This is a genomic window from Roseimaritima multifibrata, from assembly GCF_007741495.1.
GTDB lineage: Bacteria > Planctomycetota > Planctomycetia > Pirellulales > Pirellulaceae > Roseimaritima > Roseimaritima multifibrata.
Genome location: NZ_CP036262.1, coordinates 1374965 through 1401902 on the forward strand (window position 1 = coordinate 1374965; position 26938 = coordinate 1401902).

The following is a 26938-nucleotide window of genomic DNA, read 5'->3' on the forward strand; positions in this document are numbered from 1 at the left end:
GCACCGGGAAATTTGACGGAGCCAAATCGACTCGCGGCACCGCCATCAGTTTACCAGCCGAATGCGTCGGTTGATAGGTTCCGATAGAGCTCATTGCACGTCGTTTGCAATTTGCTTGCGATGGGCGGCTAAGGCGGCCATTCGGAGGTCTGTCCCGGGAGGTGGCGACTGGAATAAAGCCTTCAATTTTAGGTCCGCGGGAGGTTCGTTCATCAATTCCTCGCCTGGGGGGCTGCCCCAGACCAACCGTCGCCCGCTCTGAGTGACCACGTCAAATTCGATTCGATGCCGATTTGCGCCCGTTGTCGGGTGCAGTTCGATCGCCGCCAGTCCCAGTTCTTCACGGTGGGGCATCAGAATCGCAGCAAGGCTGGCTGCCAAAACGACGCGAGAATCGCCGATCGAAACCCCCTCGGTTCCTCGGGGATCGACTTCTGGAATGTTGATGACCAAGTATTTTTCAGCTTCTTTGCCACCAAATGAATCGGGGGGGAGGACAATTCCCATGCGGTCCACGGGGTAATATGCCCAGCCTTGGACGTCAGGGTGCCGGCTGAGATGGCGAACCATGGCAACCGGTTGCCGGTACTGCACGTGAACTTGGATTTCGCCTCCGACACCAACGCGAACGGATTTAACTTGCTCGATCCAGGCGTGCGTCGAATAGGCTTCGGCAATCCGAGCAGAAACCTGACGGTCCAGCAGCGATAAGTCCCCCATTCCGGTCCCCGCAAGGACTTCGGCGGTCAAATCGACGTGCTCGGGAATGTAATCCGGCCGCTCTGTCAGTTGGATATGGCTGGATTCCAGCCGAGAGAAATGCGGGACCACGTGGTCGACGCCCCACTGGATCCAGGCAACGTATGCCGCGATGGCCAGCAGAACCGGCCACAGGAAAGCGACCGATAAAGGTGCTTTTGCGATTTTGCGTACCAGCCCCAGTAAAAAATGCTTTATGGGGTGAGGTTTATCGGAAGGATCGGGAGCTTTTGCTTTCGCCACTGAGGTCGACATCCATGCGACGTGGGACTTAGGAACAGCATCCCGCGAACCCTACCAAATTTGTAGATTCAACTGCAAGTCGATCCCTGACTGCGACGAAACTTGCTCACGGACGCGAGCTAGCAACTGGACAATGTCGTCGCTGGTCGCGCCGCTATGAGCCAGCAAATAGTTCGGTTTTCCGGCGGTCAGGCTGGCATTTCCAAGTCGCATGCCACCCATGCCCGATTGCTGAATCAGGTCGTCGGCACTGAATCCATCGGGATCGATGAAGGGTTGGGCGAGTCGTGGTTCGCCGTCAGGACGCTGGTTCTGGGCAACAATCCAAAATTTTTGTAGCCGTTTTGTCAGTTTGATCGCGTCGTTTTTTTCCAACGCAAAGGTGACCGAAAGGATCAGCAAGCCCGACAGATTTGATTTGCGATAGGAAAACTGAAGATCTTCCTTCGGGATCACGCGGATTGTCCCGTCGGTTTCCATCACTTCGACCTGTTCGACCAGAGACCCGATGTCTCCGCCAGCAGCCGAAACGTTTCCGGAAACCGCAGCACCCACGGTGCCAGGAATTCCAGCCAAGTGCTCTAAGCCACCCAGTCCTTCGCCGACAGCATGCGTGATGGCGTGGCTGAGTTTTGCGCCCGCAGCAGCGGTAAGCTGGTTTTCGGCGACCGATACGGTCGACAACGAAGAGGCTGCCAGCGACAGAACCAAACCGTCAAACCCAGATTCGCGAACCAAAACGTTGGATCCGCTGCCAAGCAGACGGACGGGGATTTCGGCCTTCGAGGCGGCTTGGACCAGTTCGATTAACTGCTCACGCGAGTGCGGTTCCGCAAAATAACGAGCGGGACCGCCAATCCCTAGCCACGTCAATTGGGCTAGGGGTTGGTCGTTCTGGATCAGGTGCTGGAGGTGTTCGGGGAATGGCATAATCTGTTCGTCGAAGTCTGGATGACCGGAAGCAGGCTCGCACCATCACGAGCCCCTCCCAACATACCCGAACCGCTGAAGCTTGCCAGCGTCCAGTGACGTTGCCTGGGGAATGTCGCGGGAAGCGACATTAGCTGCCAAGGATGCGTTGTTTCGCTCGTTTCAGTACCGTGCGAATGGTTGCTCGAGTCTGAAAACCGGTCATCTGAGTCCGTTTCCAGCCACCCGACGTCTGAGGTGAAAAGACAATGATTTGTGGGATCGACTGCCCGCGTTTCAGTTGGGCGGCCAAAGCTGGCTCAGCGTCTTGGTCAACAATCGCCATGCTAACTTCACTGAATTCACCTTCAGCCTTCATCTGAGCGATGGTCTGTTCCTTCAGTGTGACGCAGGCCGGGCACCATTCGGCACCGACGACGACTACAAGTGGCTTGCCCTCATCGTGGGCCGATTGATAAGCCTGAGCATAGTTCTGCTGAGTGACAGGCTGGTCCGAAACCACAGTAGCCAAGACGGCTGCCAGAAAAAGTGAAACCATAGTCGCGACATCCTCAAAATTGAGTGAGTGTTTCTTCAAAACCGCGGCGGAATGTGCCGGATAGGTCAGGATGGCCAATTGTGCCGATTTGTCCGCCAATGCGATTCGGACGAAGTATTGGGCAAGCTGGTTCGGCGAGCAAGACTCTGAGGGAAAGAATCGACCGAATAGTTTTTGTTTGGATTTTAATGGCTTTTCCAGTTCGCTTGGCACGCTCCGCAGCCAATCTCGCTAAACTGTACCCAGCAAACTATTTACCCCCGACCCTTCGTTCCATTGATGCGCAATTCCGCGTGCTGGGATGCTGCCGCTAGCTGAGGAAAAGAAACAATGTCACACCCTCTAATGGCTGGGGTCCGTAACCCATGAGGCTGCGAGTTGGTTTAATCGGCTTGGGGGACGCCTGGAAAACACGCTATCGTCCAGCGTTGAAATTGCTGCACGATCGGTTTGATGTGCGAGCCATTTACACCAATGTCCCCTGGCTAGCGGCTCACGCGGCGACCGATTTTCAGGCACAGTTGGCCGATGGGTATCGGTCTCTGATTCAACGCTCGGATATTGATGCCGTCTTAATTCTTGAACCGTGCTGGCAAGGCTGGCTGCCGATGTTGGCGGCCTGTGATCAAGGCAAAGCGATTTACTGGGCGGCCGATCTTAATTTTGAAGCTCAGCAGTCTCGCGAAGTTAAATCGAAGGTCGATGCATCGGGGGTCGCCTTCATGGCCGAATTCCCGCGCCGGTTTGCCCCCGCAACGCTTCGTTTAAAAGAATTGATCGCAACCCGCTTGGGACAGCCGAAGCTGATCTTTTGTCACCAGCGAATGCCAAACGCAGGGGATAGTAAGCGGACGCCGGCACAGCGAAATGGAGTGCCGCAGGCGGCGGCAAATTCGGACCGGGAAATCCTCGAATCGATCGACTGGTGCCGTTATGTGGTGGGACGTGACCCTGTCGATGTCTACGCTCGGGAACATCGCTCGGGTGAAAGAGTTGACTACCGAAGTCTCAGCATGGGCTTTCAAGCGACCGAGTCGGCCCCGGCGGTCACCGCGCAGTTAAGTGTGGGAACGTACATCCCGACGCAGTGGCACGAAGCCATTCATTTTCGCGCCCCTTCGGCTATGCAGATCTGCTGCGAAAATGGAGTCGCGTTTATCGATTTGCCATCCTCGTTGGTCTGGTTCGATGAGGCGGGCCGGCATCTGGAATCGTTGGATAGTGAGATGTCCGTCGGCGAACAGTTGCTGACGCAGTTTCATCGCGCCGTCACCAGCTTGGTGCGAAAGATGGGAGACCTGGAAGACGCTTGGCGGGCTTCACAGGTCTTGCACGCTGGTCGCTTGAGTCTGGAAACTCAAGCGACAATTAAGCTGACGCTTGATGGCAATGAATGCCAGCTCGCGCCGAAACTTTAGGCGGCCTGCTGGTGAGGCAGCAGGTAGGCCGGACCAAGGAGCGATAGCGACGATGTTCCGGCAAATGCCAAAGCGCGAGCTTCTGCCGGAGCGGCATCGCTGTCGCTCTTTGATCCGGCCTACTTTTACTGCTGGTGAAGCAGCATGCCGAGTTTGTGGTGTAGGCCGGGTCGGTGCAGCAGGTAGGCCGGACCGAGGAGCGATAGCGACGATGTTCCGGCAAATGCGAAAGCGCGAGCGTGCGCCGGAGCGGCATCGCTATCGCTCTTTGATCCGGCCTACTTTTACTGCTGGTGAAGCAGCATGCCGCGTTTGTGGTGTAGGCCGGGTCGGTGCAGCATGTAGGCCGGACCGAGGAGCAAAAGCGACGATGTTCCGGCAATTGCCAAATCGCGAGCTTCCGCCGGAGCGGCATCGCTGTCGCTCTTTGATCCGGCCTACTTTTACTGCTGGTGAAGCAGCATGCCGAGTTTGTGGTGTAGGCCGGGTCGGTGCAGCACGTAGGCCGGACCGAGGAGCAATAGCGACGATGTTCCGGCAATTGCCAAAGCGCGAGCGTGCGCCGGAGCGGCATCGCTATCGTTCTTTGATCCGGCCTACTTTTACTGCTGGTGAAGCAGCATGCCGCGTTTGTGGTGTAGGCCGGGTCGGTGCAGCAGGTAGGCCGGACCGAGGAGCGATAGCGACGATGTTCCGGCAAATGACAAACCGCAATCGTGCGCCGGAGCGGCATCGCTATCGCTCTTTGATCCGGCCTACTTTTACTGCTGGTGAAGCAGCATGCCGCGTTTGTGGTGTAGGCCGGGTCGGTGCAGCATGTAGGCCGGACCGAGGAGCGATAGCGACGATGTTCCGGCAAATGCGAAAACGCGAGCGTGCGCCGGAGCGGCATCGCTATCGCTCTTTGATCCGGCCTACTTTTACTGCTGGTGAAGCAGCATGCCGCGTTTGTGGTGTAGCCCGGGTCGGTGCAGCATGTAGGCCGGACCAAGGAGCGATAGCGACGATGTTCCGGCAAATGCCAAAGCGCGAGCTTCCGCCGGAGCGGCATCGCTATCGCTCTTTGATCCGGCCTACTTTTACTGCTGGTGAAGCAGCATGCCGCGTTTGTGGTGTAGGCCGGGTCGGTGCAGCAGGTAGGCCGGATCGAGGAGCGATAGCGACGATGTTCCGGCAAATGACAAGCCACGAGCCTCCGCCGGAGCGGCATCGCTATCGCTCTTTGATCCGGCCTACTTTTACTGCTGGTGAAGCAGCATGCCGCGTTTGTGGTGTAGCCCGGGTCGGTGTAGCACGTAGGCCGGACCGAGGAGCGATAGCGACGATGTTCCGGCAAATGACAAAACGCGAGCTTCCGCCGGAGCGGCATCGCTGTCGCTCTTTGATCCGGCCTACTTTTACTGCTGGTGAAGCAGCATGCCGCGTTTGTGGTGTAGGCCGGGTCGGTGCAGCATGTAGGCCGGACCGAGGAGCAATAGCGACGATGTTCCGGCAATTGCCAAATCGCGAGCTTCCGCCGGAGCGGCATCGCTGTCGCTCTTTGATCCGGCCTACTTTTACTCAAGCGACCATTAAACTGACACTTGCTGGCAATGAATGCCAAAGCGCGAGCGTCTGCCGGAGCGGCATCGCTATCGCTCTTTGATCCGGCCTACTTTTATTCAAGCGACCGTTAAGCTGGCGCTTGATGGCAATGAATGCCAAATCATCACTGAGATCTAAGCCGCATCGTCTTCGTGGCGAGTTCCCTCGTCGCTTGCGGTCGATTCGTCGGTCGGCACTTCTTGCTGCGTGCTGTACGACCCTGGTTCGTCTTTGCCGTCTCCGTCCCAGTCGCCTGCGATCGGTAAGGCATCGATGCCAGCGACTGGTACTTGCAGGCGTTCGTCTTTGTCCGTCAGTTTACGGTCGCCGTCGGAATCGAGGATCCATTGATCCCCTAAGACGACGCCGAAGTCATCGATCCCGTCTCCGTTCCAGTCTCCGACCACGGGGACCCCGTTGGGCGGTCCGAATTCGAATTCGCGGTCGGCGTTGGTCCAGCGTCCATCACCATCTTCGTCCAGTTGCCACACGCCCGCTCGGAAGACAGCGATCGCGTCGATCCCGTCGCCATTCCAGTCGCCAGCGAGCGGCGTGTCTTGGTGTTGGCCGTAGCGGAAGACATGGTCGATTAAATCGGCGCGAATTGGCTGCGTACTGCGTCGCATCTCTCGCATGCCATCGGTCGCTTCAGGAGCGGTCGGAGGCAAGTTCTTCGGACGCGTTGAACGTCGGTTTCCTGGATCGGGTAGACCCGGATCATTGACGATTGCTTGAGGGTCACGCAGCCATTCGCGGCCAAAGATTCCCACGTCGTCTTTCCCGTCCCCATCCCAGTCGCCAACCACCGGGCGGTCCGCTTCGGTTCCCAGCGAAATCCAAAGATCGCCTGGATCCCAACGTCCGTTTCCGTTCAAATCGACGAACCATTGACCGCCAACAAAGATGGCAACTTCATCACGTCCGTCTCCATCAAAATCGCCTGCCAACGGGATCGCTCCCTCGTCGCCAAGGATGATCGCATCGGAAAGAGACAAGCGTTCTCCGGTTCGCGTTACCAAGTTCCAACGACCGGTGCGGTGTTGGTTCGTTGCGAACGTCGGGTCATCTTGTGAGCTGGTTTGGCGGATGATCGCGCCGTCTTCTTGCATTTCACCACGCGGCGATCCCGCATTGATAATGCTTAGATGCCATGTCACTGGATAAGCCAGGTCGTAAAAGGCTGGCGGTTTGACATATTCGGGAACGCCAAAACCGGCCAAGCGATCCGAGTCCGGGAACGTGTTAGGTACGTATGGTGGGATGACTAGCGGCAGAGGATCCGGATCGGGTTGCGGAACGCTTGGCGGAAGTTCCTTAATGATCAGTTCGCTAAAGTTGTTTTCTTGCGACCGACCACCGGCGACTAGATCGACGTTTAGGATCGCGTCATCGTTCGGGTTGGTTTCATCACTTGCGGACAAAGTCTGTACAATGAACTGGAGGTCAATGTCGTCGGCAATGTCTGCTGGGTTGACTGCCAATCCACCGCTGGTTCCCGGTGTATCCAGTCCGTCGATGAAGTCCTCGGGCTGGATCTGGTAGATGCTGTAAGCACCAGGACGCAGTCCCGTGAATTCGTAGAACCCGTTAATGTCCGTTTGGACGCGGATGACTCCGTCGGCGTAACTGCCCGGGAGGGCGTTGCTGGACGCATAGGGTTGTCCTTGGACCGTGCGTAGTTCTAACCAGACGCCGGCCAACATGGTGTCGTCTTCACCGCGGATCCCGTCAACATAATCCCGCAGCTCTTCTGGAGTCGGAGGGTTTTCCAACGTGATTGCTGGACCATCCTGGAACACAAATCCTGAGATGATTGCAGGAGGGACTTCCGGGAAGTCGTAGTCGACACCATCTTTGCCGCCAGCGACTTGGATGCCCACCAACAGGTCGTCGGCTCCGACGTTGCCGCCTAGCGATCCCAGATTCTGGCCGCCGTGGAAGTAGCCGCCTGGCTGAATTTCGCGGACCTGGTAGTTCCCGGGCCGCAGGTTATCAAAGGTATAGCTGCCGTCGCTTGCAGTGGTGGTCGTGCGAAGGACGTCACCATTTTCGTTTAGCAATTCGACGACGACATCGGCGAGCGGTTGATCGCCAGAATCAAAATCGCGATTCAGGTCGGTTTCGCTCCAAACCATCCCGCTGATCGATCCCCCTTCCAGTTCACAGAAATTGTACTGTGACAGTCGTTCTCCTGGCCCGATACTGATTTTTCCAAGATGGTCTTGGCCGAGAACGATCCCGCCGCCGTCGCCAACAACCTGGCCGCCCTGGAAATAGCCGACCGGTTGTAGTTCGCGGACGCTGTATTCCCCGGGACGAAGATTTTCGAAACGGTAGCTTCCGTCCGCAGCGGTCGTCGTCCGTTCGATGATCTCACCCGCTTCGTTTAGCAGCTGGACTTCGACTCCGCCTAAAGGTTTTTCGTCCGATTCGAATACGCAGTTCTCGTTCGAATCGACATAGACGAATCCGCCTAGCGACGAGGGTTCCAGTTCGCAGAAGTTGTAGTCGGTTAAGCGGTCTCCGTACCCAATCGGAATCTCTGAAATCACATCTTGGCTGGAATCGTTACCACCTGCGGAGCCTGCGGTTTGGTGACCCTGTAGGTATCCGATCGGCTGCGTTTCACGAACCGTGTACTGCCCAGCCATCAGGTTTGTGAAACGGTAATAGCCATTGCTGTCGGTGTAGGCGGTCGCCAGTATGTTTCCGTTAGCGTCCAGCAGATCGACGCGGACATTTTCCAGCATCGGTTCACCTGGATCGAGAATGCAGTCGCCGTTGCTGTCCGCATGCACGTATCCAGAAATCTCAGCCGGAGGGAGTTCACAGAAGTTGTATTCGACTGCGATTTCGCCCGAGCCTAAATCAACGTCTCCGATTCGATTGATTTGGGAATCGTCTCCGCCGGCCGAACCGGCCATTTGTCCACCTTCGAAGTAGCCTTCGGGCTGCAATTCGATGACCGTGTAACGTCCTGGCACAAGGTCGACAAACTGGTAGCGACCGTTCGAATCGGTGAGGGTTTCGGCAATCTTCTCACCTGCCTGATTCCACAATTGAATCACGACGCCTTCAAGCATTTCTTCGTCGGGGTCCGCAATGCAGTCTCCGTCGGTGTCGACGTGCACATGACCCGAAAGGCTTGCCGGAAGCAATTCGCCGAAATCATAGTTGACCCCGGTCTGTCCTTGCTTAATCGCAATGGATCGAATCAGGTCGCCTGGGTTTGCCGCTGTACCAACGGTTGCACCTGCGATGGTTCCTGCTTGATCAAGTCCATCAAGGTAACCGGCCGGTTGGGATTCCCGGATCGCGTAGGTGCCTGGCAGGATGTCTTCGAATACGTAGTACCCGTTGCCGTCGGTTTGGGTTGTCGCGATGACAGTTCCCTGAGTGTCGACCAATTCGATCAATACATCGGCAATCCCTTCTTCGCCGCTGTCGCGATTGCCGTCCTGGTCGCGGTCGTGATAGACGTGACCGCTGACTTCGGCAGGGGATGCTTCGCAGAAATCGTAACGAATGCCGTCTCCGCCGGCTGGCAGCATGATGCTTTCAATTCGGCCGCCATCGATCGCTTCACCGACCTTCAGGTTGTTGATTCGTCCTGCGAAGGAATGCCCGTCGATCAAGCCGGCGGGAGTGAATTCCAGGATCGTATACTGTCCTTTGGGAAGTTGCCCAAAGAAGTACTCGCCATTGTTGTCGGTTGTCGTTTCCATGATGGTGTTGCCACTTCCATCTTGCAGAACCACGCGGACGCCTGGCAGTGGAGCATCGATTCCCGGATCATAACCGTCGCAGTCTTCGCCGGGTCCGAGGACGTAAACCATCCCGCTGATGGAACCGAGCGGCAATTCCCCAAAGTTGTACTCAAGGCCGGTTTGATTCCCTGCCAGAACCAGTCCGGAAATCAGATCTCCAGGGTTTGTCGCCGCCCCGACGGTTGTTCCGTTCACGGTCCCCGCCGTATCCAGCCCGTCCGAAAGTCCGACAGGTTGGTCGATCTGTTCGATTCGGTACTGGCCAGGGGAAAGCCCTTCAAACTGATAGAAACCGTTGTCATCGGTCGTGGCAATCAAAGTCGCTTGATTCGCCAAGGTCGATTCGGGGATCAAGCGAACGCGGATGTTTGCGATTCCTGGTTCACTTGGATCACGGATCCCGTCATCGCTGTCATCGCGGTAGACGTATCCCGAAACTTCGGAGGGTTGGGCTTCGGCAAAGTTGTACTGGACCGCATGCAGATCCCCTTTCGGGATCACGATGTCTGTCAGGATATCGTCTTGCAGTGCCGTGCCGACACTTGATCCGTCCACGTTCCCCGGGACGGCGCCTACGCTGAAATATCCGTCTGGCTGTGATTCGGCAACGCGGTAGGTTCCGGGCATCAAGCCAAGCGAAGTTCCAAATTGATAGTTGCCTGCGCTGTCGGTCGTCGTTCGGAATCCGGTGTCGACGAATTGCCCGCTCGATTCATTGCGTTGCAGCAACGTCAGTTCGACACCCGGTAACCCCTCTTCTCCTGTCTCACGCAGCAAGTCCAAGTCGTTGTCGACCCACACGGTTCCAGCGATCGAGATCGGTTTGGGCGTTTGCGTGACGCTTCCGACGGCGGCGGCCGAACGGTCGGCGTGGCTATCGACGCCGCTCCCTTCGTCGGGCGGAAGGTTCAGACCGAAATCGGCGCCAGGGTCCCCGAACTCATTCAGGAACAGCGCATCGGCGTTAGCCGATTCGTAGTGAGGCGCCTTGAAGGTCGCTTCCAGGATCGAATCTTCAAATTCTTGTCCGGAAGTAATAACGTCTAGCTTTTCATTGAAAATCGCAATGTCGGCGACGTTACGAAGGATTTCATCCACGTCGATCGTGAATTCCAGTCGGTCCCCCGCATGGAATCCTTCTAGGCGAATGATCAGTTCTTGACCGCCATCTTCCACCGTGGCGGTGGCCTGGACCGCGTCGTCGGACGTGATCTTGTGGACTTTGAAACCGTGAGCTCCCTTTTTCCCGCGGTTGCCGACTTCTGTGTCAAAGATCGGATCCCCAACGGACAGCCCGTCGCCGTCTTTGTCGGTGCTGATCCGGATTTCCGTCAACTCGGTATCGGCTGCCCCACCGGTGAAGGAAAGGATGAACCGGTCGCCATGCGAATCGCTACCGACATCGGAATCGGATTCCAGGTAATCCGTTTCGATGTAGACCAAGCCAACATGGATCGGATCCGCAGCCATCAAAATCCGCGGCTCCAACGATTCGGCCGTCATCGAGCGACGGATTGCTGGAGCGGTGATTCGATTGCGTCGTGGTGTTGGTCTTCGTTCCCACACAGTTCGCACCTCCATGTGCGTATCGTGATATTCAAACGAGTGCGTTGTTGCGTTTCAAAATGGACCCCGGAAGGCTTGCGCCGTTCCGCTAATGGTTTTAGCGGACGACGCAAGCCTTCCGGTTGGCCTGTTCTGAATCGCGAGAGTCACTTCGCACGGGTCGTCGGTCGGTTGTACAGTTGCTAGCGTTTGTTGCTAGCGTTTGGGAGTCGGATCTTTGCTTGCTGATACTTCGTTCTGGATCGATTGGTCGTCCCGCTGAGCTACCAGCGGGGCTTGCAGGATTTGGGCGATCGGCCAGCGACGGACGGTGGCGTCAAAGCTTCCTGAAAACAGATATTCGGCGCTTGCCTCGACCGAGGCGATCGATCCGCTGTGCCCGGACAGGGATCGTTTTACTTGTCCTCGCTGAATATCGACGATACGAATTTTGTTGTCCGCACCTCCGACAGCCACATGGTTCGCGTCGAGTGGTGTTACACAGAACAATTTGCACTCCAGAACGGGGATCGTGTGCAGGATCTCTCCTTGCAAGGAATCGTATACGACAATTCGCCGATCCTCGCCAACCGAAACCATCACATTTGACCCTGGCATAAATACTAAATCGCGGATTCGATCCGAGTGAAGTTCAAATTCGCCGGCGGGTTGGCCGCTGACGGGGTCAAAGAAGTGAGCATTCCCCGATCGTCCCGCTGCCACCACAAGTCGCATGTCATCGCTGAATCGCACCACTCGCAAATCGTTGCAGCCGCACCGTAGGACGGGGCGTCTGGCACCACCTTGTTGCAGTAAAAACAGCTGAGGATCAAATCCAACGGCGGCAAGCATCCCTTGTTGAGGGGCAAAGCAGACCGAAGCGATCGCTGGGGCTCCCTCTAGCGTTTGTAGGACTTTCCAGTCCTGTTCACGGTCCCAAAGAATGATTTGCCCGTCGTTGCCGGCCGACACAAGCAATTTCCCGTCATTGCGGAAATCGAGTGAGCGAACCCAGTCGGTATGTTTGCGGAGAACTTGGGCTTCTTCGAACGGATGCGGGTCGATCACGCGGAGGTGATGGTCGTCACCCGCTGCGATTAATACTTGACCCGCCGGATCGACGGCTAAGGCAGTGATCACCGGAGAAGCCTGAGATCCGTCCTGAGGTTCTAGTGAAAGGACCTCGGAAACATTTGCCAAATCCGGGATGACGGCCGCTACGCGATGAGAAGTCGATTGACCATTTGCGTGAGGCTGCGCGACTAGCAGATTGCTAGCGAACGCGATAAGCAGAACCGAACCCCAGCGAAACCAATCGATTTTCATTTCCTATCTCTCTTTGTGGGTAGCTTCGCTCGCGTCACCGTTACAGATTGCCTCAGCGTTAGAGCGCGAGCCCATCGGTGTCATCGGCACAATCACCCAGGTTTTCTGAGACGAACCGGTTGAAAATCAGAGTTGAATTCGGGAGCTGGGATTTAGCCGTAGTGAAAAATGCAGTTTTTCCCCGAATCGGTCTTTCAACGATTCTCGTTTCGTTGCTACCTTCCCACCGCTGCAGGTTGGCGACGGCCTGTTCCATGATTCTCAAACAATTGGCTGAATGGCCAGAAAGGCGCCAAGGATGATGCGTTTCTTGTTCGTTGCCGTTTCCTGTGCCCTCGCTGGCAGTTTTGCGCAGGGGCAGGCCCCCGCAAATACCGCTCAGCGTGGCTACACCGCTCCTCAAGCTGGAAACGGACAGGCCGCGACCTCGACGGCTCAAAACCAGAACTATCAACGGCAGAACCAGCAGTTGACTCCTGCACAGCAGCATCAACTTGCTCAGCAGCGGGCCGCGAGCCAACAGCAAGCGGTTCGCGGGACTCCCACTTCGGCAAGTGCCGGTGCTGCCGCGACCGCTCAAATGAACACTCAGCAGACGGAGCCGAAGCCTCCGTTTGCTCCTCTGACCGCACAGCAAGAAACCGAACTGACGCAGCTGCTGCAGGCCTGGGAAGTCCAAAGTAATAAAGTGGACCGTTTAGAATGTGATTTCACTCGTTGGCATTACGACCTTGTCGCTGCCCCGGCCGGGGTCCATGCGACTTGGGCCAAGGGTGAAATTCGCTACGCATCCCCGGATAAAGGGATGTTTAAGGTCAATGAACTGAAGTTTTTCAAGGGAATGCAGGCGGGCAAGCCGCAGTACGACGTTTCGGAGGGACAGTTCGGCGAGTACTGGGTTTGCAACGGACAGCAATTGCTAGATTTTGATCGTGGCGAAAAGAAGTGCACGATCCAGGATCTGCCTCCAGAAATGCAAGGGACGGATATTTTTGAAAGCCCGCTCCCCTTTGTTTTTAACTTGGACGCAAACAAAATTCGCGAACGCTACTGGGTCCGGACGGTTGAATCGCCCAAGAAAGGGATGATCGTCGTTGAAGCATGGCCCAAACGACAAGAGGACCGAGCCCAGTATCGCTTGGTTCAGATTGTGTTGGATCCGCAGTCGTTCCTGCCACAGGCATTATTAATGTATGCCCCCAACTACAACGCTCAGGCGGCTCCCGCTTGGGATCACTACGAATTCAGCAACGTTAAGCGAAATTCGATTATCGGGGGGCTGGAATCCTTCCTGAACCGGTTCATCGAAAAGCCGGATAAGACATGGACGATTGTCCGTGAACGATACCAGCCACCCGCTGAAAACAATGTCCCTGAAGGGAACCGCAATATCCAAGCGGCCCAGGCTCCAGGCGGGCCGCAGCGACAGTAAATGCATTTGAAGGAAGCAATGTGGCAGTAAAGCCCGGTGAGCTGGTGAGGAATTGTAAACCGCCTCGCCAGCTAGCCGGGTTTTTTTCGTTTGCCTTGAACTGAAAATGTCCGAAGCCTTCTGTGGAGGGGGTGCCCGTTCCCTGGGGGTTTAAGACGCCGATAACATGGGTTTAGCGGGCACTGCGGTTCCGCAATGCCCCCCGCGGTGTCTCTGCAGGGGAGCCATGCAACCTGTAGCACGATGTTGTCCTGCAGGTTTTCATAAATAGAATGGGGGGCAACTGAGCTCCGTGAAAACCCCGGCACCTTGCCTAGAGGGGCTTAAAAGGAGTAGGCTAAACCGCTCTTTAAGGCACACATATCACGTAAACGGTCTATCTTACGAACGATGTCGCAGAGCGTAGCTCGCCATTGCAAGTCGATCGGACCGACGATTCCACTTACTTTCACCGATCACCCTCCCCTTCGTCGCTCGCGTGAGCCTGCACGCGGGATAAGGAAAACAACATATGGCTGACTTAGATGCCAAGACGATCGCTCAAGAAGAACTGAGCAATTCGATGGGAGAACGGCCCCATTTCGATGTCGATCCGGCGGAGACCGCTGAATGGTTGTCCTCTCTGCAGTACGTTCTGCAAAGCAAAGGGCCGGAACGAGCTCGGTTCCTGCTCGAACAACTCCGCGATTCCGCGGCCCTGGAAGGGGTTCAGGTTCCATCGGAAACCGAAACGCCTTACGTCAACACGATCCCGCAAAAGGATCAGCCTCCCTATCCAGGCAACCGAGACCTGGAACGTCGAATCAAATCGATCATCCGCTGGAATGCGATGGCCATGGTGACTCGAGGAAATAAAAAGACAGACGGAATCGGAGGACACATCAGTACCTTCGCGTCGTCAGCAACGCTGTATGAGGTCGCGTTTAATCACTTCCTGCAAGGTCGTGGCGAAGATGGTTACTCGGGCGATTCGATCTACTTCCAAGGCCACGCCTCTCCGGGCATGTATTCTCGCGCCTTCCTTGAAGGACGCATTACGGAAGAGAAACTAGAGAATTTCCGCCGCGAACTAGCCGATGGTGGCGGGCTTTCCAGTTACCCACACCCTTGGTTGATGCCTAGTTTTTGGGAATACCCAACGGTGTCGATGGGCTTGGGCCCGATCATGGCGATCTATCAAGCTCGCTTCAATGAATACCTGCGTGACCGTGGGATCAAAGATACCAGTTCGCAGCGCGTTTGGGCGTTCCTTGGTGACGGCGAAATCGATGAACCCGAAACCTTGGGTGCCATCTCGCTTGCCTCTCGCGAGAAACTGGACAACTTGATCTTTGTGATCAACTGCAACCTGCAGCGTCTGGACGGACCGGTTCGCGGTAACAGCAAAGTCATCCAAGAACTGGAATCGATTTTCCGTGGTGCCGGCTGGAACGTCTTTAAAGTCGTTTGGGGCAAAGACTGGGACGAATTGCTGGAACGCGATACGAGCGGTCTGCTGGTTCGCCGCATGAACGAAGTTGTCGACGGACAGTATCAGAAATACGTCGTCATGCCTGGCAGCTACATCCGCGAGCATTTCTTCGGCAAATACCCAGAACTGCTTGAACTGGTCAAAAACTACAGCGACGAACGGCTAGAACGTTTGGGCCGCGGTGGACACGATCCTGAAAAAGTCTTTGCCGCCTATCACCAGGCCGCCACGCTTCGCAACGGACGGCCAACCGTCGTCCTGGCTAAAACCATCAAAGGTTATGGCCTTGGCGAAGCTGGAGAAGGTAAGAACGTTGCTCACAACCAGAAGAAACTGAACGAAGAAGAACTGCTGGAATTCCGCACCCGGTTTGGAATTCCAATCAGCGATGACGAAGTCGGTAAGGCTCCGTTCTACAAGCCACCAGCCAATAGTGCTGAAGTCAAATACCTCAATGAGCGTCGTGAAGCGTTGGGCGGATACGTCCCCTCGCGTCCGACCGAGCATCCCACGATGCAGGTGCCGACTTTAGAAGAGTACAAAAAGCACACTCAGGACAGTAAAGGCAAAGCGGCCAGTACGACCCAGATGTTTGTCCGTTTGTTGACCGACCTATGTCGCGACAAAACCATCGGAAAGCATATCGTTCCAATCGTACCGGACGAGTCGCGAACCTTCGGAATGGAAGGGATGTTCCGCCAGTTCGGGATCTATGCCCATGCCGGACAACTGTACGAACCGGTCGATAGTGCACAGGCGATGTACTACAAAGAAGCGACCGACGGGCAGATGCTGGAAGAGGGAATCACCGAAGCCGGTTCGATGAGCAGCTTCAACGCCGCGGGAACGGCGTACAGCCTTCACGGCGTCAACATGATTCCGTTTTTTGTCTACTACAGCATGTTTGGCTTCCAGCGGATCGGCGACCTTGTCTGGGCCGCCGCCGACATGCGAGCCAAAGGATTCATGATCGGTGGTACCGCCGGACGCACGACGCTTAATGGCGAAGGACTGCAGCATCAAGACGGCCACAGCCTTCTGAATGCGATCGCGTTCCCCACCGTTCGTGCCTACGATCCCGCTTTCGGTTACGAAATGACCGTGATCGTGCTGGAAGGGCTGAAACGCCTTTATCAAGACGGTGAAGATGGGATTTATTACATCACCGCCGAAAACGATAACTACGAACATCCCGCGATGCCCGAAGGGGTTGAAGAGGGGATCATCAAGGGGATCTACAAGTTCAAATCCCAAGAAGTCGACAACGCGAAGGCTCGAGTTCAACTGTTTGGTAGCGGAGCGATCCTCAACAGTGCTTTGGCCGCTCAGAAGATCCTGGCCGAAAAATACAATGTTGCCAGTGATGTTTGGAGCGTGACCAGTTACACGCAGTTGCGACGCGAAGCGGCCGATTGCCAGCGTTGGAACATGCTTCACCCCACGGAAACTCCAAAGCAAAGCTACTTGGAAAAACAGCTGGAAGGTGTCGAAGGCCCGTTTATCTCGGCAAGCGATTATGTGCGGGCACTTGGTGAGCAACTCGCTCCTTGGGTCCCCGGCGATTACTACGTTCTTGGCACCGACGGCATGGGACGCAGTGAAACGCGAGAAAACCTTCGCCGGCACTTCGAAGTCGATGCGGAATCGATCACCATCGCCACTTTGTCTCGGTTGAGTAAAGTGGATGTCTTTTCGGCACAAGAAGTTGATCAAGCGATTACGGATCTCGATTTCAATCGTGATAAACCGAATCCTTATTTCACTTAGTCCTCCCCCATTCCTTGTGATTTGATATTAATGGCTACTGAAGAAGTAAAACTGCCGGAGCTGAGTGAAGGAATCGACTCGGGTGATGTCCTGGAAATTTTGGTTTCCGAAGGCGATCAGATCACCGCCGGCCAAGATATTGTAGAAATGGAAACCGACAAAGCGACCGTTCCGGTTTCTTCGTCGGTAGGCGGTAAAGTGGTCGAGGTTGTCGTAAAGATCGGTGATACCGTTCCCATCGGTGGCGTGTTGCTGAAGGTGGATGCAGCAGCCGCTGCAGACGCGGGATCGGCGGCTCCTGAACCTGCGGCTCCTGCAGCAACGCCGGAACCGCCCACGCCAGAACCTGCTGCACCCGAACCTGCCGCGCAGGAACCTGCTGCACAAGAAGCTCCTGTTGCTGAAGCCCCAGCGGCACCTGCACCGGCTGCCCCTGTCGCGCCGGCTCCAGAGCCCGTCGCACCTACGCCGCCGCCTGCTGCTCCTGCAGCTCCTGTTAGCGATGGAGCCCCGATTGCAGCGGGACCGGCGATTCGACGTCTGGCTCGCGAAGTGGGGGTCGATCTGTCGACCGTCCAAGGGAGTGGTGCTGCCGGCCGGATCACACGTGAAGATGTGCTTGCCGTTGTGCGGCACGCCAGTGAAGCGGCTCGCAGTGGCGTCGTCGTTAAGGCTCCATCGCCAGCAGCTCCGGCTGTTCCAGGTGCAGAAGCCCTTCCAGGCGATGCATCGAGTGACGCGTTTGGACCGGTTCGCGTCGAGCGAATGACCAAGATGCGCAAAACGATCGCGGCTCAGATGCACCAGAGCTGGTCGACGGTACCGCGTGTCACCAACTTCGATGATGCCGATATTACGGACCTCGAACGTCTACGTGGCAGCAGCAAAGAAGATTACGCTGCTCAAGGCATCAAATTGACCACGATGCCCTTTTTGATCAAAGCCGTTGCGACCGCCTTGCGTCATCATCCCGCGATCAATGCGGTCATTGATGAAGAAAACGGACAGGTCGTTTACAAGGACTACGTCAACATCGGGATCGCAGTCGACACCGATCGCGGTTTGGTTGTTCCAGTGATGCCAGATGTCGATCGCAGCGGGATTCCCGATGTCGCCCGAGGCCTCGCTGAAATGGCGGCCAAAGTGCGAAACGGTCAGTTCGGCTTGAACGACCTGCGTGGCGGAACTTTCACGATCAGCAACCTGGGAGCCATCGGCGGCCAATACAGCACGCCGATTGTGAATGTCCCTGAGGTCGCGATTTTGTTGGTCGGCCGAAGTCGCAAGCTACCAGTCGTGATGCCGGATGACACCATCCAGCCTCGCCTGATGATGCCGCTTAGCCTTTCCTATGATCATCGCTTGGTCGATGGAGGGACCGCAGCTCGGTTCCTAAACGATGTTATCGGTTACTTGGAAGCTCCCAGCCGTCTGTTGTTGGCCCTCTAAAGGGACTTGCAGCAGGCAAAGGAAACCGATAAATCGGGAAAACAAAAAAGATCGAGCGGCAACCGCTTTTCGCCGCTCAATTTTTCGTTAAAATTCGGCCCTCAGCCTTTGGCGTAGGCGTTCAAGTATCATTTGGACGCAGAGGGCGGAGTAAGAAGTGCGGCGGAATAGCTCAGCTGGTTAGAGCAGCGGAATCATAATCCGCGTGTCGGGGGTTCGAGTCCCTCTTCCGCTATTTGAAAAAATTGCAGTGATTTGCAGTCCGGCAACGCTTTTCAGCGTTGCCGCCAAAGCAATAAACGACCCCGCTAAAAATCAGAGCCGTACTGAAAACCTCGGTACTGAAAAGCTCCATACAGAATAGTTCGGTATGGATCAAAGCGGGAGTCTCTCTAGGTGTCGCGTCCAGGACCACAGGCGTCCCCCGCGACATTGCCCTCTCTTCGGCAATGCATGACCACCCAGGGCCAGGATAATTCTATAGGCTCTCGCGACAGCTCGGTGGCATTGGCCCTAGATGAGGTCCTGCTCGCTGTCTATCCTCCAAACCGAATCAATCTGCCGCCGGGTTCCATGTCGAACAACGGGGCAAACGGGGCAAACAAGCAGCTCTTGCGATTGGCTTATGCATGACGAATGATTTGCCTGTCGCATTGACCTTGCAAGCCCTTAACATAAGGGCCGGCACGGAGCCAAGCAACAATAAACGGCCCCGAGTCATGTCGCGGCGTCATCGCGTGTTAGGGGCGACCGCACATCACGAACGAAATCGTTCCCCTAGATTGTCACCATTTGCGGGCAAAATACGGTGTGCGGCATCGCCATCCACAATCGGTATCCATGGGCAATCCCTTTCCAATCGTTTTTGCCGACGTGACTTTGCTCAGTTCAGTAACAACACCCAGTCATTGCCGTCGCCCTCTGCACCCGGTGGGTCAAATTCCTGAACGGGTGCCGCAGGGCCGCTGGGAATGCTCTTTTTGAATGGCTGTCTATCCGTGTGATCCTGGTCTTCGACCTGCCACTTCCCGGTGCGTGGATTGAACCAGAATGCGTTCATCTCCGGAGCCGACAGGCGGTCCATTCTCACTGAGAAATTGCGACCATTGGCGTTGTAAACCATGGCGTAATCGCCTTTCGATCCGCGAGTCGCTTGAAGCCGGTTTGAGCGAATGCCTTCGCTTCCCTCCATGCCGCCGGTGCTGCCTTCAATAAGGGACTGGTCAGGAATGCGGTCAAGGAATTGTTCATTGCTCATGGACGTCATCAGGCGAAACAGGTGCTGCATGTCCATCGCCCCTGGCTCATCCAGGCTGGCCTCCCATTTTCTGGATTTGTCTAGTGTGATGGACTCGTCCGAGGCTGCCACGGCACTGTTGAAATGGTAGATATTCATACTGCCGTAAGTCACACCAAAACCGCCAGCGAAAACGGTTTGATACGACTGGAAACGAATCTGCCAATCTTTGTAAATGTTTCTGCGGAATTCGTAACCACCTTCGAACAGCCATGTTGGTTTGGCTGGTAACAATTTATAGTCCAACTCGGTCGCCGTAATCTGGTCACTTGGCTGATCCTGCATCGAATTGAAGTCCAGCCAGGGCTCGTTGTGGAACCACTCGGAAGAATTAGGCTGCCATTTCCTCGGGTGGTAACTCATTAAGGTTGTGCTGTAGTCGGCTTCCTGATTCGGCTGGTTGATTCCATTGACACCATCGGCAATGCCCTCGGCCATTGCTCCAAACACTTTTCGATAATCTTTCTCGCCGTATACGGCGCTGCGGTCACCGCCGATCATCCAAATGATATTTTTCTTGTTCTTGAACCGTTCGCCAATCCAATGGCTGTATTGATAGCCGCTGGTCTCGTCAAAGATAAGATCTCGCGTTGCTTTCCCATTCGCCCAGTCCCCCGCCACACAGACACCCCATGCTGGCAGTAAGATCGCAGCCATCCCTTTGGATTCCGCAGTGTCGATGATGTATTCCAGATGGTCCCAGTAATCGTATTGAGCCGAATCCTCGGGATTCTTTCCTGGTGTTGTAATGGGCTGTAGAGGATCCCATGCGCCAGATCCGCTGATCTTGAAGGCATGGTCGCCGTACACATTGGGGATGACGACGTTGCCTTCAACGCCTGGAAAGGCGATCAACGCGATCGTATTGAAATTCTGGTCTTTGCGACGTTGCAGGTATCTCTCAACCTGGTCGCGTTTTAACTGCCATCCAATTGCCCAAGCCGTGTCGGCAACGGGGAAGAATCCTGATCCATCTTCCTGGACCAGAAAGCGACCGTTTTCGCTCACTCGCAAGCTGGCAAAATCGTCGGCCCCTAATTTTCCGGAATCGGGAAGTCCAAGCATGACGAGTAATACGAGGCAAAGCAGGAAGGATTTCATCATGATGGTTGACCTTTTGGTATTTCATTTATGTCCGTCACGGAAGAATTCCGGGCAGGAAATATCCGATCGCAACGTACGCGATAACGGGTAACCACCTAAGGAATTTTCTTCACGCGGGATTGCGGGATTGATTGTCAGGCGCTGAGTCGTTGACCGTGCATGTTGCTGCAGAGGTCGGCTGGGTGCGGAAGGCTGAGTTCGTCTTCGTGAAACGTCCAGCCTCGCCATTAGGATGCACCAAGTCGTTCTTACGCGGGTTTGGATCGGCGAAGCGGAACGCCAATCGAATCGCCTTCGAGCAATCACAAGATACCGGCCGAGACGAGGCAGAACAACGGATTACTCGTGCTCGTGCTCAGCAACGCGGTGCTCGTACTCGATTCGCGTGTCCAAGCCGCAATCGATCAAATTTCCAATCGGGGGCACCTCGTCTAACGCCTGCTCGCCGGATCAGGACAGAGCAACAAGCAACGGCACCGATTCGTGAAGCAACAATAAAACGCATCAACGTCGACCGCGCATCACGGCCAGTATCATTCACGTAGATTAGCGGCATTCGCGGGCAATGTATGCGCTCAATATTGCCCGCTAATAACGCTAATTTCGCGAATAGATGCGCCCATTTAATCTGCCGCGAAGAAAACGCTGCCTGTCCTGCAACCTGTATGCGCGGTATGCAGCGACGGGGTTAGCCCGTTCCGTGTCAGAGGTTTGAGTCCAGTTTTGTAATGCGGGTGTCGAGTTCTTTTAACTTTGCGAGTGCAGACATCGCGATCGCCATGCCAGCGAGGCCAAAAGTCATGCCTGTTATACCGAAAACGAATCCAAGTGCGGCCATAGCTAATCCAAGTGTGTTTCGGGTGATTCTGGGACGATAAAAAATGCAGCCCAGCGATAGATAAGGCCGCTAACCCAAAGGAGCAGGGCGCAGATTTTGGTAAGAATTGTTAGAAAACGAGAAAGAGATTGCTTGGAATTCTCTTGTTGTTCCACCATCGGCGTCAGGGATCGGAAATAAATGGAAGTAGAGTCCGAATAATTGCATTAATTTCCACGCAAAAGCAACCGTAGACGAATCCAAAAAATGCAAATGGAATTGTGACAATAATACCGCCAATGGTTCCGAGAAACGATCCGATTCCATAGCCAATCGTGCCCACCAATGCAGCAAAGAATAATCCGAGCAGCAGTCGCATTCCAAGTTCCATTCCCTCAGCAACCGTTTCGATCTTTGGCCCAGCAACGCAGGTTTTGCATAGCCCACTATTCTGACCGGCGGTCGATTCAAGAATGGATGAACCGCATTTCGAGCATTCCATTTTGGTGTTGGTCATCTATGAATTTACCAGTCGGGCAAGAATGGAAGTTCTGGATTAAACGTTTCAGGGGGGATCGCGTTGGTGCAACACGTAGACCACCGGTATTATTGCGTTTCTTGAATCACACCATCTTTTTTGCCACTGGAGTCAACACATTTTTTTTGCGGAATTACGCTGGCGGTAGTCCGTTCGCGTCGTGAGGGGGTGCCATTGCCAAAACTCGCGTCATACGACGCCCAACGTAGATTCCATTTGAAAAACTTATGCCGTCCTCCCGTGCACGACATGGTTCAGTTGAATGCAAAGCTATCGCTTCAAATCAGGGCCGTTGGCAGGCGGGATCGTGAGTTGTTCAAGTTCAATTTGGTTTGACTCCAGGTTGATAATAACGCGAAACTTATTGCCTGTCACGGAATGAACGATCCGCCAATCGCATTTGTTTTTGATCTTCTCGAAAGAAACGGCGACCGAAGCGGCGGGGCAGTTGGCAAGTTCCAGAAGCAGTTTGTTGACCGCCGTCGTGTCACCGGAAAAGTTTAAAGTAGTGACTCGCAGGGTAGAGTGGCCATCAATGAAGTCGCAGTTCTCGGTCTCGAAAGCCTTCCAGATTTGTTGACGTGCGTACTCAGGGTAGTCATTGGAGAGCGGAACTGAAGCCGATTGAAGCTCAATCCATATCGCGAAAGCAGAAGTCGCGGTCCCAGCGATCAGGCTCGCGGTCACGACGGCAACGAAAAGCAGCTTGATCCGTGACATTGATTTGTTCCTTGTTTTCACTCGAGTAGCGAGCTCAATCGGACGCATTGAAATTTCAGATCAGCCATAAGTCTAGTCAGGCAGAACGTTGGTGGTCATGCGACGGTGATCAGCGATGTTGCTTGCACAAAAAGATCCTGCCGCCGCTCGAGTGCGCACCATGGTTCTTGTGGTCGGTTTCCTGCACAGCGAACAAATCACCCGTCGCATCGATATTGCATCCCCTTAGCATATCCGCCGGTTCAGTGCCGAGCAACAAACAGCGACACCGATTCATGCAGCAGCATCAACTTGCATCAACGTCGACTTCACATTGTCAGCAGTCTCATTCGCGTAGATTAGCGGCATTCGCGGGCAATATATGCGCTCAATATTGCCCGCTAATAACGCTAATTTCGCGAATAGATGCGATCATTTAATCTGCCTCGAAAAAAAACGCTGCCTGTTCTGCGGCCTTAGGCTATCACGAAAAGTGCAAAGGTACGTTGGTCCGTTGGTGTCTGGGAGATGCGAAAGAGCGACCATGGCCCGGTCCGTTATCGTGAGTTTACCGATCGCACCACCTCGCGACAAATTTGTCCGCACATGATCCCGCACGGGAATTGTCCTTTCGCTTGTTTCGTTCATTTCGCGGTTGAAACATGACTACACACTAATCCGCATTCCCAGAAAGAATTGCAACCGCGAAAGATGCGAAACACGCGAAAGTAAGGATGGCGGCAACGACTCATCTGATACGCAGCCCGTGCCTGAACCCGGCAACGGTTCGGGACCGCAGTGCGAGCACTGCTATCAATGAAGACGCGGCTAAACCGAAACCGAGCGCGTCAGTCATTTGCCCTGCCCATAATGGGGCGATGGAAGAATTCTTCACTTAACGAACGTCAGGCATGACCCGGTCCGAGCGTTTGTACAGCCATTGCCCAAGAGACACTCGAGGGCTCGACTGCATCTGTTGGTCCGTTGGCGTTCGGGAACTTCGAAACCGCGACCATGGCCCTGATCCGTTATCGTGAGTTTACTCATCGGACTACCTCGCGACAAATTTGTCCGTACATGATCTTGCACGGGAATTGTCCTTTCGTTTGTTTCGTTAATTTCGCGGTTGAAACATGACTGCACACGAATCCGAATTGTCAGAAAGAATTACAACCGCGAAAGATGCGAAATACGCGAAAGTAAGGACGGCAGTGACGGCATTTTTTGAGACGCTCCCTGCGTCTGAGCCCGGCAACGGTTCGCGGCAGCAGGGTGAGCACTGCCATCAATGAAGACGCGGCCAAGCCGAAAACGCGACCATCGTCCCAATCCGCTATTGTGAGTTTACCGATCGCACCACCTCGCGATAAATTCGTCCGTGCATGATCTCGCACGGGAATTGTCCTTTCGTTTGTTTCGTTAATTTCGCGGTTGAAAACTGACTGCACACGAATCCGCATTGTCAGAAAGAATTACAACCGCGAAAGATGCGAAACACGCGAAAGTAAGGACGGCGGCAACGGTTCATTTGAGACGCTCCCTGCGTCTGAGCCCGGCAGCAGGGTGAGCACTGCCATCAATGAAGACGCGGTCAAACCGAAACCGCGACCATGGCCCCGATCCGCTATTGAAAGTTTGTACGAACGAACTTCGCCATGAAGAACGATCCCCAGTAAAAGTCGCATCCAACGAAAGCAGAGTCGACGATCATTTAACCGTCGAATCGCGCGTCTTCGGCAACAAGGTCGTCGTGGCGCTCGTTGCGAGTGATTTGATCGGAACGATCGAGCATATGTGTCGTTTGTAAGTGCGAGAACGCTACTGGTCACCTGGCCGGCGCGAGAGGTCTTTCACTGGCGAAACGACTTGATTCGACGGCTCGGATGCATTGGATGGTGTATCGCATTTGTTCGCTCCCTCGGCGTCAAGCGTCGCGAAACGCACGTTACTGATTGACGCTGAATCCAATCGCTGGAGGAAGCAGATCACGACCTTGGTGGGCACTGGCCGTAACGAGCGAAATGTGACGGTATCGGTTTCGATGTGAACAGTAAACGACACGCCCGTCGGCGACAAAGCCTGTTCGGCTGCTGTGACCTGCGAAGCCGTAGCGCCGTCGTATCCCAGGTCGGTCACTGCGTCCATAGCGGCGGTCATGTATCTCAGCGGTAGTTCGCCATCAACTAGAATTGTCGCTTTCGAGACGTCTAATGTGACGGTCATTTGCTGCTTTGCCTCTGCAGCACAAAGGCCGCTGCCAGCGACCATTGTTACCACTAAGCGGATCAAGTGATTAAGGGTCAACGATTCGACTCCATCGTTTTTGATTGCATCGGGGAGCGGTAGCCGTCCTCGGGTGAACGGCTTGGATCTGGCCCGATTTCGTGCTCGTGCTCGTGCTCAGCATCGCGGTGCTCGTGCTCGTAATCGATCGCCACGGCATAGTCTACCGAAGGTTCTTTGGCGCCGTCAAATTTCATGGCCATCCGGGTCAACATTGCCACGATTCGCTTGAGCTTGGACTTTAAGTCGCGACTCGTTGAGTCGTTCACCCCACCAGTCGCGACCAAGACATCTTGAATCGCCGCACATTCAAACGACGAGCCGCGAGCTATGTCGAAAAATCGAGCACGATCCTTCAAGCTTCGTTTGCCGTTGCCCTCGGCGATATTCAGCGGAATCGACTGGGCGGCGCGAAGCCATTGGTCGCGGGCGTGACGATGCAATCCGCTGAGCGATTTGCAAACGTCAAATGCATCAGCAACGTATTCGATCGAGAGACGATAAACATCGAGCCGATCGTGGTCGAAGATTGGATCGTTCATCAAAGCCCCATTTCGATTACGAGCACGAGCACCGTTTCACTGAGCACGAGCACGATGCGCGCTTCGTGCCAGAACGCTAGCCGTCACCTGGGACGGACGATTGTTTTTCCATTAGTAAAACCTCGCAAGCCGTCCTCGGGTGCACGTCTTGGATCTGGCCCGATTTCGTGCTCGTGCTCAGCATCGCGGTGCTCGTGCTCGTAATCGATCGCCACGGCATAGTCTACCGAAGGTTCTTTGACGCCGTCAAATTTCATGGCCATCCGGGTCAACATTGCCACGATTCGCTTGAGCTTGGACTTTAAGTCGCGACTCGTTGAGTCGTTCACCCCACCAGTCGCGACCAAGACATCTTGAATCGCCGCGCATTCAAACGACGAACCGCGAGCTATGTCGAAAAATCGAGCACGATCCTTCAAGCTTCGTTTGCCGTTGCCCTCGGCGATATTCAGCGGAATCGACTGGGCGGCGCGAAGCCATTGGTCGCGGGCGTGACGATGCAATCCGCTGAGCGATTTGCAAACGTCAAATGCATCAGCAACGTATTCGATCGAGAGACGATAAACATCGAGCCGATCGTGGTCGAAGATTGGATCGTTCATCAAAGCCCCATTTCGATTACGATTACGATTACGATTACGATTACGAGCACGAGCACGAGCACGAGCACGATGCGCGCTTCGTGCCAGAACGTTGGGGATCACGTGGTCACCGCGAACGATTCACCACTTCAATAAATTCAGCGAGGCGACTCACGTGCATCCGGTGGTTCTGCCTTTTGGTCGCCGAAATCGTTCACAAACGTGCTAATCGAACTTTCGCGAATTATGTCGCCGATTTTTCTCGTAGGTCCCATGGCAGTTGTTTGGGTGCGACTGATTGGTGTCTCAATAACCCACCCGAATAACCAGAGGTAGTAATCCATTCGCACGTCAGCAGTGCTGCCGTCTGTGCTCATTGTCCAGAATTCCAGCACGAACGGTGCAACGTAGCCAGGATTCCCGTACCCTTGCTCTACATCCAGGAAACTCGCAACGGCGTTCGGCCCGTATTCTCGAGTTGCCTTGCCGACGGCCAGGTACACGGCAACGAGCAACGGAACGGCAAGAAGCAACTTTAGCGAGAACCTTGGTGTACACCTTCGCACAGTCCTGCGCCACCAAGGATTGGAGTTTCTATTGTCGTCAAATATTAGCGGCATCGCTCGGCAACGAGTTGGGTTCGGCATATTGCCAGAACGTTCCATTATTCCCGGACGGTCCGGATAGGAAAATGTTTATGCCTTGGACCATTCAGGGCATAAATCCCTTTTATACCATGGCTGCTCCCTGGATAGTCGGATCCCCCCGAAGGGATGGTTTTTTCTCTGGGATTTTACGAGGTGACTTGCGCTATCGATGCTCGGCGTTGATTTGTGATGCCTGCGCGG

The 26938-nt window shown here is 55.0% G+C and carries 16 protein-coding genes and 1 tRNA gene; 6 read left to right on the forward strand and 11 right to left on the reverse strand.

Translation table 11 applies throughout. The features are described 5' to 3' along the window. Nucleotides 1-90: 90 nt before the first annotated feature. From FF011L_RS05195 to FF011L_RS05205, 3 genes are all read right to left on the reverse strand, one after another. A complete protein-coding gene (locus FF011L_RS05195; protein WP_145350623.1) occupies nucleotides 91-1002 on the reverse strand; it encodes a cell division protein FtsQ/DivIB in 912 nt (303 codons plus the stop codon). A 51-nt stretch (nucleotides 1003-1053) separates the two neighbouring features. Then, nucleotides 1054-1932 (reverse strand): UDP-N-acetylmuramate dehydrogenase, encoded by an 879-nt coding sequence (gene murB / locus FF011L_RS05200; protein WP_145350624.1) that lies wholly within the window; start codon nucleotides 1930-1932, stop codon nucleotides 1054-1056. A 130-nt stretch (nucleotides 1933-2062) separates the two neighbouring features. Further along, nucleotides 2063-2470 carry a thioredoxin family protein gene (locus FF011L_RS05205; protein WP_145350625.1) on the reverse strand — a complete coding sequence of 136 codons (408 nt, stop codon included), beginning with the start codon at nucleotides 2468-2470 and terminating at the stop codon, nucleotides 2063-2065. A gap of 365 nt (nucleotides 2471-2835) precedes the next feature. Between FF011L_RS05205 and FF011L_RS05210 the strand changes: the two genes are divergently transcribed. Then, nucleotides 2836-3888 carry a Gfo/Idh/MocA family protein gene (locus FF011L_RS05210; RefSeq protein WP_145350626.1) on the forward strand — a complete coding sequence of 351 codons (1053 nt, stop codon included), beginning with the start codon at nucleotides 2836-2838 and terminating at the stop codon, nucleotides 3886-3888. Nucleotides 3889-5606: 1718 nt separating this feature from the next. On the opposite strand, the gene FF011L_RS05215 is transcribed toward FF011L_RS05210, so the two are convergent. Next, nucleotides 5607-10742, reverse strand: coding sequence for an SdrD B-like domain-containing protein (locus tag FF011L_RS05215; protein WP_145355007.1), 5136 nt, complete (start codon nucleotides 10740-10742; stop codon nucleotides 5607-5609). A gap of 258 nt (nucleotides 10743-11000) precedes the next feature. Continuing rightward, entirely contained in the window at nucleotides 11001-12110 is a 1110-nt protein-coding gene (locus FF011L_RS05220) for a WD40 repeat domain-containing protein (protein WP_145350627.1), read from the reverse strand. A gap of 298 nt (nucleotides 12111-12408) precedes the next feature. Between FF011L_RS05220 and FF011L_RS05225 the strand changes: the two genes are divergently transcribed. The 4 genes from FF011L_RS05225 (at nucleotide 12409) to FF011L_RS05240 (ending at nucleotide 18464) form a co-directional block, all read left to right on the forward strand. Further along, nucleotides 12409-13542, forward strand: a complete 1134-nt coding sequence (locus FF011L_RS05225; RefSeq protein ID WP_246109756.1) for a TIGR03009 domain-containing protein — start codon at nucleotides 12409-12411, stop codon at nucleotides 13540-13542. Nucleotides 13543-14053: 511 nt separating this feature from the next. Next, on the forward strand, nucleotides 14054-16780 hold the full coding sequence (aceE, locus tag FF011L_RS05230) for a pyruvate dehydrogenase (acetyl-transferring), homodimeric type (RefSeq protein ID WP_145350628.1): 2727 nt from the start codon (nucleotides 14054-14056) through the stop codon (nucleotides 16778-16780). A gap of 30 nt (nucleotides 16781-16810) precedes the next feature. Beyond that, on the forward strand, nucleotides 16811-18229 hold the full coding sequence (locus FF011L_RS05235) for a 2-oxo acid dehydrogenase subunit E2 (RefSeq protein WP_145350629.1): 1419 nt from the start codon (nucleotides 16811-16813) through the stop codon (nucleotides 18227-18229). Between the two features lie 161 nt (nucleotides 18230-18390). Further along, nucleotides 18391-18464 (forward strand) — tRNA-Met (locus tag FF011L_RS05240). A gap of 648 nt (nucleotides 18465-19112) precedes the next feature. On the opposite strand, the gene FF011L_RS05245 is transcribed toward FF011L_RS05240, so the two are convergent. The 3 genes from FF011L_RS05245 to FF011L_RS05255 all read right to left on the reverse strand — a co-directional run bounded on the left by FF011L_RS05245 (nucleotide 19113) and on the right by FF011L_RS05255 (nucleotide 22705). Beyond that, nucleotides 19113-20630, reverse strand: a complete 1518-nt coding sequence (locus FF011L_RS05245; protein WP_145350630.1) for a glycoside hydrolase family 140 protein — start codon at nucleotides 20628-20630, stop codon at nucleotides 19113-19115. A gap of 1001 nt (nucleotides 20631-21631) precedes the next feature. Further along, nucleotides 21632-21964: a hypothetical protein gene (locus tag FF011L_RS05250; RefSeq protein WP_145350631.1), complete on the reverse strand. Its 333-nt coding sequence runs from the start codon at nucleotides 21962-21964 to the stop codon at nucleotides 21632-21634. 291 nt (nucleotides 21965-22255) lie between these two features. Then, a complete protein-coding gene (locus FF011L_RS05255; protein WP_145350632.1) occupies nucleotides 22256-22705 on the reverse strand; it encodes a hypothetical protein in 450 nt (149 codons plus the stop codon). 1558 nt (nucleotides 22706-24263) lie between these two features. Between FF011L_RS05255 and FF011L_RS05260 the strand changes: the two genes are divergently transcribed. After that, nucleotides 24264-24491: a hypothetical protein gene (locus tag FF011L_RS05260; protein WP_145350633.1), complete on the forward strand. Its 228-nt coding sequence runs from the start codon at nucleotides 24264-24266 to the stop codon at nucleotides 24489-24491. 11 nt (nucleotides 24492-24502) lie between these two features. Here the strand turns inward: FF011L_RS05260 and FF011L_RS05265 are convergent, their stop codons facing one another. The 3 genes from FF011L_RS05265 to FF011L_RS05275 all read right to left on the reverse strand — a co-directional run bounded on the left by FF011L_RS05265 (nucleotide 24503) and on the right by FF011L_RS05275 (nucleotide 26111). Then, nucleotides 24503-24988 (reverse strand): hypothetical protein, encoded by a 486-nt coding sequence (locus FF011L_RS05265; RefSeq protein ID WP_145350634.1) that lies wholly within the window; start codon nucleotides 24986-24988, stop codon nucleotides 24503-24505. After that, nucleotides 24985-25509: a four helix bundle protein gene (locus FF011L_RS05270; protein WP_145350635.1), complete on the reverse strand. Its 525-nt coding sequence runs from the start codon at nucleotides 25507-25509 to the stop codon at nucleotides 24985-24987. Before FF011L_RS05270 ends, FF011L_RS05265 begins: the two co-directional genes overlap by 4 nt. Before the next feature lie 83 nt (nucleotides 25510-25592). Beyond that, nucleotides 25593-26111 (reverse strand): four helix bundle protein, encoded by a 519-nt coding sequence (locus FF011L_RS05275; RefSeq protein ID WP_145350636.1) that lies wholly within the window; start codon nucleotides 26109-26111, stop codon nucleotides 25593-25595. Nucleotides 26112-26938: the final 827 nt, after the last annotated feature.

Excerpts from the sequence above, each read along its gene's own strand:
- FF011L_RS05255 (WP_145350632.1), bottom strand. The coding sequence starts at position 22,705 with ATGTCACGGATCAAGCTGCTTTTCGTTGCCGTCGTGACCGCGAGCCTG.
- FF011L_RS05275 (WP_145350636.1), bottom strand. The coding sequence starts at position 26,111 with ATGAACGATCCAATCTTCGACCACGATCGGCTCGATGTTTATCGTCTC.
- FF011L_RS05220 (WP_145350627.1), bottom strand. The coding sequence starts at position 12,110 with ATGAAAATCGATTGGTTTCGCTGGGGTTCGGTTCTGCTTATCGCGTTC.
- FF011L_RS05260 (WP_145350633.1), top strand. The coding sequence starts at position 24,264 with ATGAAGACGCGGTCAAACCGAAACCGCGACCATGGCCCCGATCCGCTA.
- FF011L_RS05205 (WP_145350625.1), bottom strand. The coding sequence starts at position 2,470 with ATGGTTTCACTTTTTCTGGCAGCCGTCTTGGCTACTGTGGTTTCGGAC.
- FF011L_RS05210 (WP_145350626.1), top strand. The coding sequence starts at position 2,836 with ATGAGGCTGCGAGTTGGTTTAATCGGCTTGGGGGACGCCTGGAAAACA.
- FF011L_RS05225 (WP_246109756.1), top strand. The coding sequence starts at position 12,409 with ATGATGCGTTTCTTGTTCGTTGCCGTTTCCTGTGCCCTCGCTGGCAGT.
- FF011L_RS05235 (WP_145350629.1), top strand. The coding sequence starts at position 16,811 with ATGGCTACTGAAGAAGTAAAACTGCCGGAGCTGAGTGAAGGAATCGAC.
- aceE (WP_145350628.1), top strand. The coding sequence starts at position 14,054 with ATGGCTGACTTAGATGCCAAGACGATCGCTCAAGAAGAACTGAGCAAT.
- FF011L_RS05245 (WP_145350630.1), bottom strand. The coding sequence starts at position 20,630 with ATGATGAAATCCTTCCTGCTTTGCCTCGTATTACTCGTCATGCTTGGA.
- FF011L_RS05250 (WP_145350631.1), bottom strand. The coding sequence starts at position 21,964 with ATGACCAACACCAAAATGGAATGCTCGAAATGCGGTTCATCCATTCTT.
- FF011L_RS05215 (WP_145355007.1), bottom strand. The coding sequence starts at position 10,742 with ATGACGGCCGAATCGTTGGAGCCGCGGATTTTGATGGCTGCGGATCCG.
- FF011L_RS05270 (WP_145350635.1), bottom strand. The coding sequence starts at position 25,509 with ATGAACGATCCAATCTTCGACCACGATCGGCTCGATGTTTATCGTCTC.
- murB (WP_145350624.1), bottom strand. The coding sequence starts at position 1,932 with ATGCCATTCCCCGAACACCTCCAGCACCTGATCCAGAACGACCAACCC.